Origin of the sequence: Bifidobacterium actinocoloniiforme DSM 22766, from assembly GCF_001263395.1 — a bacterium.
Lineage (GTDB): Bacteria > Actinomycetota > Actinomycetes > Actinomycetales > Bifidobacteriaceae > Bombiscardovia > Bombiscardovia actinocoloniiformis.
Map to the genome: position 1 here is coordinate 1 of NZ_CP011786.1, position 11,579 is coordinate 11,579.

Sequence of the window (11,579 nt, forward strand, 5' to 3'; positions counted from 1 at the left end):
ACGAGTACTGGCTGGCGGGCGGGGTTCCCGGCGCCCCGCCCAGTTGGAAGCTGACGGTGTACGGGGTGGCGTACGTGTAACGCAGGGTGACCGTGCCGGACTGGTATCTGGGGTTGGCGATGTTGCCGTTCACGTCGAGGCCGTCGAGATGGTAGGCGACGGTCACGGTGACGGCGCCCGGGGCATGCGTGGGCACGTGCATGTCCCAGGCGCCGGTGGCGGGGTTGACGGTCTTCCGGGTGACGCTTGCCCCGTCGAACGTGACGCCGTCGATCACATACCGGGGCATGAGCACCGGCCCGGGCTTGCTGTGGTCGTTGGTGGTGCCGTCGCCCAGCTGACCGAACCGGTTGTCTCCCCAGCTGTAGGTGTGGCCGTCCGAGCCGATGGCCAGGCTGTACCAGCCGCCTGTGCTGATTTGGGTGAAGGTCACGCCGGTTGGCGGGGTCACGAGCACGGGCCGGCCGCGGTTGGTGGGGGTGCCGTCGCCCAGCTGGCCGAACTGGTTGTCTCCCCATGCGTAGGTGTTGCCGTTCGAGCCGATGGCCAAGCTTTGACCGTCGCCTGTGCTGATTTGGGTGAAGGTCACGCCGGTTGGCGCGATCACTTGCGCGGGCGTGCTGCTGCGGTGTCGGGTGGTGTCGCCGTCGCCCAGTTCGCCGGCGCTGCTCCACCCCCATGCGTAGGTTTTGCCGTCCGAGCCGAGGGCCAGGCTGTGCCAGCCGGACGCGTTGATTTGGTTGAAGCGCACGCCGGTTGGCGTGTTCACGCGCGCGGGCAGGCCGCGGTTGTTGGTGGTGTTGTCGCCCAGCTGGCCGTAGTAGTTCCATCCCCAGGCGTACGTGTGGCCGTCCGAGCCGAGGGCCAGGCTGTGCCACATGCCTGCGTTGATTTGGGTGAAGGTCACGCCGGTTGGCGTGTGCACGCGCACTGGTTTGTTGCTGTTGCTACCGGTTTCGTCGCCCAGCTGGCCGTAAGTGTTGTCTCCCCAGGCGTAGGTGTTGCCGTCCGAGCCGATGGCCAAGCTGTGCTCGCCGCCTGCGTTGATTTGGGTGAAGGTCACGCCGGTTGGCGTGTGCACGCGCACTGGTTTGTTGCTGTTGCTACCGGTTTCGTTGCCCAGCTGGCCGTGCTGGTTGTTTCCCCAGGCGTAGGTGTTGCCGTCCGTGCCGATCGCCAGGCTGTGATAGGTGCCCGCGTTGATTTGGGTGAAGCGCACGCCGGCTGGCGTGTGCACGCGTACGGGCTGGCTGTTCTGGGTGTTGCCGTCGCCCAGCTGGCCGTAAGTGTTGTATCCCCAGGCGTAGGTGTTGCCGTCCGAGCCGATCGCCAAGCTGTGCCAGCCGCCTGCGCTGATTCGGGTGAAGCGCACGTTGGTGGGCGGGGCTGGGGGTGTGAGGGTGGCGGTGGCGTCTTGGTTGGCGGGGCCTTTGGTGGGGGACAGGGTGAAGCCGTCCACGGTTTGCGAGGCGGGGGCTCCTGATCGGGTCAGGTGGTCGGGTTCAGCGCGGGCGGGTCGGATGCTGGAATTGACAGCCCCCCCCCCCAGGAGGATCATGGCCAGGGCCGCGAATGCGGCGCTGGCGGCGCGGAAACGACTCATCACCCCTCCAAAACAGGCCCAGGGGGCGCGACGTGGCGCCTGGGCCGTGACGAAACTCGCCTGTGTTGATTGCTGGTTGGGACGCGGCGGACCCGGCTCCCCGACCGATCCGAACGCGCGAAAACCCCTTCGCTGGCCTCCCAGTATAGCAGCCAAACCACTCAACAAAAACGGGCAGGGGCGGGCCATGCGCGCTCCTTGCCCGGCTGTGAGTCCCAAGGGCGCGCCAGCCATTGGTAAGCTCTAAGCATGATAGAGATTCAGCGGTTGACCAAGCGGTTTGGCGCGAAGAGAGCCATCGACGGCGTGTCGTTCGTCGCTCAGGACGGCAAGGTCACTGGCTTCCTGGGGCCCAACGGGGCAGGCAAATCCACCACCATGCGCGCGGCCCTGGGGCTGATTCGACCGGACTCGGGCGTGGCCCTGATTGACGGGCGCCCCTTCGCTTCCATGCGTTCGCCCCTGCGCGAGGTGGGCGCCGTGCTGAACCCGCGCTCGGCCCACAAGGGGCGGACCGCCCGCGCCCACTTGCTGGCCCTGGCCCTGAGCAACGGCATTCCGGCGAAGCGGGTGGACCAGGTGATGGATATAGCCGGCCTCGCCTCCGTGGGCAAGACGAAGACGGGCGCCTTCTCCCTGGGCATGAGCCAGCGGCTCTCAATCGCGGCCGCCCTGCTGGGCGACCCTCACAATCTGATTCTCGACGAACCGGTCAACGGGCTGGACCCGGAGGGCGTGGTTTGGGTGCGCCAGCTCTGCCGCTACTACGCCAGCCAGGGGCGGGCCGTGCTCCTAAGCTCCCACCTGATGAGTGAGGTGGCGCAAACCGCCGACGACCTGGTGATCATCGGGCGGGGGAGGGTACTGGAGCGCAGCTCGGTGGCCGACTTCCTCGCCAAGCACTCCACGCGCTCCGTCCGCATCGTCACGCCCGAAGCCGGCAGGCTGAGCGCCCTGCTGGACAACGCCACGCACGGGCAGGCGCATGTGGAGGCCCTGCCGGCCCAGAGCGCCCTGCCCGCTGGGGCGCAAGCCTTGCGGGTGACCGGCATCGATCTGGCGCGATTGGCGCGGCTGGTCGCAACCCATCAAATCGTGATTTACGAGCTCGCCCAGGAGCGGGCTTCGCTGGAGGAGGCCTACATGGCCCTGACCCGGGGTTCCGAGGAGTACCGCGCGGGTGGGCTCACCTGGCCTGGAGCTTCGGCTCCCGGGCCTGGGCTTGGGCCCGGGCCGTCAGCTGGCGGGCCTGGAGCTTGGGCACCGGGGCCTACACCTGGTCAGGGCGCTGCGCTCCCCGGGCCGGGGCGGGGCCGGCACGCGGCTCAGCCCACGGCTTGGACGCCGCTGATGCAAGGGCCATCCGCTCCGGTTGCGCCCGAGCTTGGAGGAGCTCCTGGCCGAGGTCGGAGTCGCGGAGACGCCCGCACCATGCGCCAGGGCGTCGCTCAAGCGCCCGGTCGGCACCGACGGCCAGGACCGCCCGTCGCCGCCAACCCCGTCGCCACTAGTCCCGGCACGCCCAGCTCGGCCCGCCATCGCAAGCCCCAGGGCCAGTCCTTGCCGGGACTGGTCGCCGATCCCGAGGCCCCGGCCCACTACCATGTGCCGCCCCTGCCCACTGCGGTGACCCAAACCGGGATAGCACGCCCGCAAACCGCCTGGCTGCAGGCGGCGCAAGGGCTGCGGTTTGGTGGGGTGAAAAGCCCTAACCGCTTGCAAGAAGGAGGCGCCCGGTGAGACGCGCCGCAGCACATACCCGTCCCCTGCACGCAGCTGCGGTCGCAGGGCCGGCCGACAGGCCGGTTTCCGAGGCGGTCCCCAGGCCGTCGGCAGCGCCCGCGGCGCCTGGACTGGGGGTCGGCGGACGCCAGGCCGTAAACCGACCCATTCCTGATGTTTCGCCCATGAGCATGGCTCCGATGCATGTTCAACCCCGGCCGCAGGCCGCCGCTCAGACCGCCTCCCGTGTTTCCCCTGGAGCCTTCGGGCGGGTCCCTATGCAGGCTCCGAGCCAAGGCCCGGACCAAGGTCCTGCGCAGGGTTCGGGTCGGATTCCCGCCCAGATGCCGGCGCGGGGCTCAGCATGGGCGCGGGCGCGGGGCCAGGCTCAGCCAGCGAGCCAAGGCGCTGCCGGGCCGGTCTACCAGGTGAGCCTGATGCACAGCGTCAAGAGCGAATTCGTCAAACTGACCTCGCTGGTCTCCACCTGGATCCTACTGGCCATCAACCTGGTCCTCCTGCCCTTGGGCGGCGGCATGAGCGCCTGGGCCCTGAAGATCATGGCGGGGACCAATCCGAAGAACGGTAAACCGCTCGCCGTCCCCGCCCCCGTGGGCTGGGACGACCTGTGGACCAGCGTCAGCTCCATGACTGGCACCTGCGTAATCGTGATGGGCGTTTTCGGGGTCATGGCCGTCACCGCCGAGTTCACCACGTCCTCGGTGGACTCCACCCTGTCCGCTAACCCTCACCGGGGGATGATGGTGGGCGCCAAGGCGGTCGTCGCCGCCGCGCTCGCCTGGGCCTCCAGCCAAATCGGCGTCCTGCTCTCGCTGGGCCTGACCCGCCTGGTCCTTTCCCCGCTCGCCCTCACCCCCCTGGGCGAGGGGCGAGGCGCCCTGCCTTGGGTCAGCCTCTTGGGCGCACCGGCCCTGATCGGCGCGTTCACCGTGCTCGCTGTGGGCCTCGGCGCCCTGTGCCGGTCCACGGTGGCCGGAGTCGTCGTGCTGATCGGCTTGCAGATGGTCCTGCCGGGCCTGCTGAGCGTCTTCTCCTCCATCAGCCGCTTGCTGAATTGGATGGGCACCATCGCCAGCCTGCTGCCGACCCAGCTGATCAGTGACTGCCTTGCGGCCGGCCTCAACCAGCCATCAGGCTCGGCCGTCCCTGGCGTCTTCCACCCCTCCTGGTGGCAGTCGGGCCTGATCATGCTGGTCTGGGCGGCCGCCTTCTACACCGCCGGTCTGGTCGCTATGCGCAGCCGGGACATCAAGTAGACCAAGGGGTTTGCGACTTTCGGTCCAGCCCGTGCGCGTGTCAGCCGAAACGCATAGTATGGGAGCTATGCCTACATTTACACGCGAACAGATCGAGCACTTGGGCGACCTGGCCCGAATCGCCCTGACCGACGAGGAGATAGAGCGCCTCAAGGGCGAGCTCAACGTCATAGCAGAGTCCATCGCCAAGGTGCAGGAAGTGGCCGGTGACGACGTGCCGCCCACAGCCAACCCGATTCCGTTGGAGGCCTACCTGCGGCCCGACGAGCCCGAGGAGCCCCTGACCCAGGCCGAAGCCCTCGCGGGCGCGCCCAAGGCCGAGGCGGGCATGTTCGTGGCCCCGCGCATCCTAGGGGAGGAGTGAGCGATGAGCGCAGCGAATGAAGAGCTGGTCAGGCTGTCCGCCACGCAGATGGCGGCGAAGATACGAGCCAAAGAGGTCTCCTCGTGCGAGCTGGTCGAGGCCGAGCTGAGCGTGATCGACGCGGCCGAGCCCAGCGTCGACGCCTTCCTGGAAGTCTCCCGGGACCAGGCCCTGGAGCAGGCGGACGCGCTCGACAAGCGCATCGCCGCCGGCGACACCGAAGGCCTGCCGGAGCTGGCGGGCGTGCCGATCGCGATTAAAGATATGATCGTGACCCGAGGCATCCCCACCACGGCCGCCTCCAAGATTCTGGAAGGCTGGGTGCCCCCCTACGACGCGACAGTCGTCGAGAAGCTCAAGGCCGCGGGCATGCCCATCTTGGGCAAGACCAACCTGGACGAGTTCGCCCAGGGGTCTTCCACTGAGCACTCCGCCTTCAAGCCCACCCGCAATCCTTGGGACACCGGGCGCGTGCCTGGCGGCTCCGGCGGCGGCTCGGCTTCGGCCGTGGGCGCCTTCGAGGCCCCGCTGGCCCTGGGCACCGACACCGGCGGCTCCATCCGCCAGCCCTCGGCCCTGACCGGCACCGTCGGCGTTAAGCCCACCTACGGCGGCGTCTCCCGCTACGGGGCCATCGCCATGGCTTCCTCCCTGGACCAAATCGGCCCGGTCTCCCGCTCCGTGCTTGACGCCGCCCTCCTCCAAGAGGTCATCGGCGGCTACGACAAGCGTGACTCCACGTCGATTCCCAAGCCTGTCCCGCCCCTGGCCCAAGCCGCCCGCGAAGGCGCCAAGATGGATCTGAAGGGCATGAAGGTCGGCCTGGTCAAGGAACTCTCCGGCGACGGCTACCAGCCCGGCGTCGAGGCCCGCTTCAACGAGGGCGTGAAGCTCCTGCAAGACATGGGCGCCGAGGTCGTGGAGGTCTCCTGCCCCCACTTCTCCTACGCACTGGCCGCTTACTACATCATCATGCCTTCGGAGGTCTCCTCCAACCTGGCCCGCTACGACGGCATGCGCTACGGGCTGCGGGTCATGCCCGGCGAAGGCGTGGAGCAGACCGCGGCGAACATGATGGCCGCCACGCGCGAGGCCGGATTCGGCGATGAGGTCAAGCGTCGCATCATCCTGGGCATCTACGCCCTCTCGGCTGGCTACTACGACGCTTGGTACGGCTCCGCGCAGAAAGTGCGCACGCTGATCATCCGCGACTTCGAGCAGGCCTTCCAGAAGGCCGACGTGCTGGTCTCCCCGGCCTCCCCCACCACCGCTTTCAAGTTCGGCGAGCGCATGAGCGACCCGCTGTCCATGTATCTGAGCGATGTGGCGACGATTCCCGCGAACATGGCGGGTTCGCCGGCCATGTCCATCCCGGCTGGGCTCTCGGACGACGGCCTGCCGGTCGGCTTCCAGTTCTTCGCCCCGCAGATGCGCGACGAAGTCATGTACAAGCCGGCCGCGGCCCTGGAGGCGGCCCTGCAAGCCCAGTGGGGCGGGCCCATCCACCAGAGCTTGAAGACCCCCTGGCTGGCTGGCGAGTAGGCATCGGAAGGAATCCATACAATGGCTGAGAAACTGATGAAGTACGCCGATGCCGTGGCCAAGTACGAGCCCGTCTTCGGCCTGGAAGTCCACGTGGAGCTGAGCACCAACACCAAGCTCTTCTGCCCCGCCCATATCGAGTTCGGCGGCGAGCCCAACTCGCAGCTGACCCCGGTCTCCCTAGGCCTTCCCGGTTCCCTGCCGGTGGTCAACAAGAAGGCCATAGACTACGCGGTCAAGCTGGGCCTGGCCCTGCACTGCGATATAGCCGAGTGGAGCCAGTTCGCGCGCAAGAACTACTTCTACCCGGACATGCCCCGCGACTACCAGATCTCGCAATACGACAAGCCCCTGAACGGCGAAGGCTACCTGGACGTGGAGCTGGACGACGGCTCCATCTTCCGGATGGACATCGAGCGGGCGCACGTCGAGGACGATGCCGGTAAGAACACCCATGTGGGCGGTTCCGACGGCCGCATCGAGGGCGCTGACCACTCGCTGGTGGACTACAACCGCGCAGGCGTGCCCCTGGTCGAGATCGTGACCAAGCCCATCGAAGGCGCAGGCGCGCGCACCCCTGAGGTGGCGGGCGCATACGTACGGGCCATCCGCGACATCGTGCGAGCCTTGGGCATCTCCCACGCCCGCATGGAGCAGGGCAACATGCGCGCCGACGTGAACGTGTCCCTGCACAAGCCGGGCGAGCCCCTGGGCACCAGGTCCGAGACCAAGAACGTCAACACCTTCAAGGGCATCGAGAAGACGCTGACCTACGAGATTCGCCGGCAGGCCGCGATTCTGGAGGACGGCGGCGAGATCCTGCAGGAGACCCGCCATTGGGACGAGGCCAAGCAGGCCACGGCTGGCGGGCGCGTCAAGTCCGACGCGAACGATTACCGCTACTTCCCCGACCCCGACCTGGTGATGGTGCATGTGACGCGCGAGCACATCGAGGAGCTGGCCAAGGACCTGCCCGAGATGCCGCGCGAGCGCCGGGCTCGACTCAAGCAGGAGTGGGGCTTCACCGACCTGCAGATGCGTGACGCGGTCAATGCCGACGCCCTGGACTTGATCGAGGAGACCATCGAAGCCGGGGCCAGCCCGTCCGGCGCCCGCAAGTGGTGGATGGGCGAAATCTCACGCGAGGCCAACGAACGGGGCGTGAGCCTGCAAGAGCTGCCGATCGGCCCCCAGGACGTGGCCGAGGTGGAAGGGCTGATCCAGTCAGGCAAGCTCAACGACAAACTGGCCAAGCAGACCGTCTCCGGGGTGCTGGCTGGCGAAGGCAAGCCGGCTGAGGTCGTGGCCAAGCACGGCTACCAGGTGGTCTCCGATGACGGAGCGCTCGAGGCGGCCGTTGATGAGGCGCTGAAGGCCAACCCAGACATCGCTGCCAAGCTCAAGTCCGGCAACATGAAGCCCATGGGCGCCATCATCGGCGCGGTCATGCGCGCCACCAAGGGCCAGGCCGACGCCAAGGCGGTCAGCAAGATTGTGATGCAGCGCATCGCAAAGTGAAGACGCCCCCGCGCGCTCCCCGATGGTCGTGAGGGGCGCGCTGGACTGTCAGCCGCCCGCCCCTAGGGGTGGCGGTTTTGGAGGTGACAAGATGTCGGGTGCGGACGCGCGCGGGGTCCTACAGGAGCCGGAGGGTCGGCAGGTCGAGCGGGAGTTGCCCAGCCGGATTGACATCCCCTATATCAACGGGGAGATGGTCCACCTGCGCCCGGCGACGATCGCTGATTTGACGCGCATGGATGAGTTGCAGGCTTTTTACAACTCCACGGGAATCACCGGCAAGGGGCCCGAGGCCGAGCGGGCGGTCGTCAACGCCTGGGTACGTCGGTCGGTGGCCTGGTCCAAGGGCCAGACGCCGCGCGAATCCGGTGTGGGCGATCCTGAATCCAGGCGTACGGTGGCCTGGGCCATGATCACCGAGGCCGACCACGACAAGGACGGGGCCACCGACGCAAGCGCCACCGATGGCGTCATCGGCATGATTTTCCTGATTGACGTCGACGGCTGGTCGCGCTCGGCCCGCATCCAGGTAGTCTTGGGCAGGGACTACCGGGGTCGGGGTTACTCTCGCGACGCCATGCCCAGGGTGATGACCTACGGCTACGCAGCCCGGCCCGCAGGCTTAGGCCTGCACCGCATCTGGGTGGCCGTGCCGGAGAAGAACACCCGCTCGATTTCCGTCTACCAATCCCTGGGATTCATGGTCTCAGGCACCTCCCGTGACGCCCTGTGGGACGAGCAGGGCGGCAAGTACCAGGACCAGATAGTCATGGATGCACTGGTCGACGAATACGATCCCATCCGCTCCCTGGACGCTTTCGGAATGCACGTGATTGAGGGCAACCCCGGCGTGGCCGAGGCGCTGGTCAACCACCGACGGGCCCTGGAGTCCGGTGAGGTGGCGGACCTCGCGGTCGAGGAGGCCGTGGCGCAGTCCGAGGAAGAACGCCGGAAGGCCAGGCGGGCGCAACTAGCGGGCGCCAAGGCCAGGGCGCGCGCCAAAGCCGAAGCGGGGGCGGAAGCTGAAGCTGAAGCGGACGCCCAAGCCCGCGTCCCAGGTCAGGACCAACTCCAAGCGCAGGAGAGCACGCAGACCAGCGGGTCTGGGGACGATGGGGCTGCGGGCGTCGAGGCTGAGCTAAGCGGGGGCGACCCTCAGGCCACCGTCCAGGAGCCTGGCCGGGAGCGGTCCGCCGCCCCCGAAGAGGGCGGGCAAGAGACGACGGGCTCGGGGGAGCCTCAAGAGGAGCCAGGGGAGCCAGTGGAACCGGCGTCGCAAGACGACGCCACCACCTGGGCTTATTCGGACTCCAGCCGAAAGAAGGGCTCCAAGCAGGCCTGGTGGCGCAACTTGGGCCACGGCGGCAAGCGAAACGCGGGAGGCAAGAGTTGAGCGCTGAGGATTTAGACAACTACGAGACCGACGCCGAGCTGGCCCTCTACCGGGAGTACCGTGACGTCATCAAGCTCTTCACCTACGTGGTGGAGACCGAGCGGCGCTTCTACCTGGCGAACAAGGTGGATTTCAATGTGCGCTCCGCCGGTCAAGACGTCTATTTCGACGTGCAGCTGACCGATGCCTGGGTTTGGGACGTCTACCGTTCCTCCCGTTTCGTCAAGAAAGTGCGCATCGTTACCTTCAAAGACGTGAACGTGGAAGAAGTGCAGAAAAGCGACATCGACATACCTGACTCGCTGTAGGTGCTGCTAACGTGGCCCAATGTACGTTTTTCGGTCTATGCAGGCTCTTCAATCGGTGAGAGTATCGTAAGACCGTCCAACAACCGGCCTACAAGGCTGGTGAGCGTACGCCGTGCCATGCTTTTCAGGAGGTCAACATATGGTGCACAAGCAGTCCGTCGTCATCGTCGGAGGCGGCCCTGCGGGGCTGACAGCGGCCTGGGAGCTCGTCAAGGACGGCGGCGACCAGCGTTACGATGTGACTGTGCTGGAGGCCAGCGATACCTTCGGTGGTATCTCGCGTACTGTGCGCCACAAGGGCAACCGCATGGACATCGGCGGCCACCGCTTCTTCTCCAAGGACCAGCGGATCATGGACTGGTGGAAGGACGTGCTGCCCCTGCAAGGCGCCCCCTCCTACGACGACAAGAAGCTGGGTCGCCACCACGACCTGGAGCCCGGTGGGCCGGACCCGGAGAAGACCGACAGGGTGATGCTCAAGCGCCACCGTGTCTCGCGCATCTACTGGAACCGCCACTTCCTGGGCTATCCGATCTCCCTGTCGCCCCGCCTGTTCAAGGCGCTGGGCCTCAAGATCACGCTCCAGGCCGGCTTCTCCTACCTGGCTTCGATCTTCCATAAGCTGCCCGAGGACAACCTGGAGAACTTTTACATCAATCGTTTTGGGCGCAAACTCTATTCGATGTTCTTCGAGGGCTACACCGAGAAGCTCTGGGGCCGTCACCCGCGCGAGATTTCCGCAGACTGGGGCGCTCAGCGGGTCAAAGGGCTGAGCATTATCGCCGTCCTCAAGAACGCCTTCCAGAAGATGGTTCCCAGGAAGCGCGACTCCAGCAAGGTGGAGACCTCGCTGATCGAGGAGTTCTGGTACCCCAAGCTGGGGCCGGGCCAACTGTGGGAGACCGTGGAGCGGCGCAACGTGGAACACGGCGTGAAAGTGATCACAGACGCGACCGTGGTCGAGGTCGATCAAGAGGCCGGGGCGATCAGCGGCGTGGTCTACAAGGATAAGGACGGCAAACGGGTCAGTCTGCACGCCGACCAGTTCATCTCCTCGATGCCGGTCAAGGACCTGGTCAACGCGATCAGCGCCTCCCCGGATGGTGCCCCCGACGACATGGTGAAGGTGGCTAACGGCTTGCCCTACCGTGATTTCGTGACCGTAGGCCTACTGATCAAGCACCTGCGCATCCGCAACACCACTTCGATCCCCACCCTTGGCCATCCGCCGATCGTGCCGGACTGCTGGATTTATGTGCAGGACCCGGGCTACAAGATGGGCCGCTTCCAGATCTTCAACAACTGGAGCCCCTACATGGTCGAAAAGCCGGACGATACGGTCTGGATCGGCCTGGAGTACTTCTGCGAGGAGGGCGACGATTTCTGGAACATGTCCGACGAGGAGGCCACCGCTTTCGCCATCAAGGAGCTGACCCGCATGGGCGTGATCGGCGGCGCCCGCGATGTGATGGACTCCCACCGCGAGCGGGTCAAGAAGGCCTACCCCGCCTACTTCGACACCTACGACCGCATGCCTGAGCTGATCGAGTGGCTCGACTCCTTCGGCAACCTCTACTGCGTGGGGCGCAACGGCCAGCACCACTACAACAACCAGGACCATTCGATGGCTACGTCGATGGAAGCGGTGAAGAACATCAAGACCGGTCGCACTTCCAAGACCAATGTGTGGAATGTGAACACCGAGAAGTCCTACCACGAGCAAAAGTAAACCCTGAGGGCGCGGTTCGTGTGCGCCCTTCGGGGCTGCAAGCTGAAAAGCGGTCGGTGGCGTAGCGCTACCGGCCGCTTTCGCGTTTCCGGACCCTTGTTTCTGTGCGCGGCGCGGCGTGTT

At 66.5% G+C, this 11,579-nt stretch carries 7 protein-coding genes and 2 pseudogenes; 8 read left to right on the top strand and 1 reads right to left on the bottom strand.

Annotation, left to right across the window (positions count from 1 at the left end; genetic code table 11):
• Positions 1 to 295: 295 nt before the first annotated feature.
• Positions 296 to 1,357 (bottom strand): annotated as a pseudogene (locus AB656_RS08160) (RCC1 domain-containing protein); the annotation flags it as partial.
• Between the two features lie 495 nt (positions 1,358 to 1,852).
• On the opposite strand from AB656_RS08160, the pseudogene AB656_RS08045 reads away from it, so the two are divergent.
• The 8 genes and pseudogenes from AB656_RS08045 to AB656_RS00040 form a co-directional block, all read left to right on the top strand.
• A pseudogene (locus tag AB656_RS08045) lies at positions 1,853 to 2,776 on the top strand (ATP-binding cassette domain-containing protein); the annotation flags it as partial.
• A gap of 749 nt (positions 2,777 to 3,525) precedes the next feature.
• Positions 3,526 to 4,602, top strand: coding sequence for a YML083C domain-containing protein (locus AB656_RS00010; RefSeq protein ID WP_033504872.1), 1,077 nt, complete (start codon positions 3,526 to 3,528; stop codon positions 4,600 to 4,602).
• Between the two features lie 67 nt (positions 4,603 to 4,669).
• Positions 4,670 to 4,966, top strand: a complete 297-nt coding sequence (gatC, locus tag AB656_RS00015) for an Asp-tRNA(Asn)/Glu-tRNA(Gln) amidotransferase subunit GatC (RefSeq protein ID WP_033504871.1) — start codon at positions 4,670 to 4,672, stop codon at positions 4,964 to 4,966.
• A 3-nt stretch (positions 4,967 to 4,969) separates the two neighbouring features.
• Positions 4,970 to 6,508, top strand: coding sequence for an Asp-tRNA(Asn)/Glu-tRNA(Gln) amidotransferase subunit GatA (gene gatA, locus AB656_RS00020; RefSeq protein ID WP_033504870.1), 1,539 nt, complete (start codon positions 4,970 to 4,972; stop codon positions 6,506 to 6,508).
• 21 nt (positions 6,509 to 6,529) lie between these two features.
• Positions 6,530 to 8,026 (top strand): Asp-tRNA(Asn)/Glu-tRNA(Gln) amidotransferase subunit GatB, encoded by a 1,497-nt coding sequence (gene gatB, locus AB656_RS00025; RefSeq protein WP_033504869.1) that lies wholly within the window; start codon positions 6,530 to 6,532, stop codon positions 8,024 to 8,026.
• A gap of 91 nt (positions 8,027 to 8,117) precedes the next feature.
• Entirely contained in the window at positions 8,118 to 9,419 is a 1,302-nt protein-coding gene (locus tag AB656_RS00030) for a GNAT family N-acetyltransferase (protein ID WP_033504868.1), read from the top strand.
• On the top strand, positions 9,416 to 9,727 hold the full coding sequence (locus AB656_RS00035) for a DUF2469 domain-containing protein (protein WP_033504867.1): 312 nt from the start codon (positions 9,416 to 9,418) through the stop codon (positions 9,725 to 9,727). The genes AB656_RS00030 and AB656_RS00035 overlap by 4 nt, the downstream gene beginning before the upstream one ends.
• Positions 9,728 to 9,866: 139 nt before the next feature.
• Entirely contained in the window at positions 9,867 to 11,456 is a 1,590-nt protein-coding gene (locus AB656_RS00040; RefSeq protein WP_033504866.1) for an NAD(P)/FAD-dependent oxidoreductase, read from the top strand.
• Positions 11,457 to 11,579 lie beyond the last annotated feature (123 nt).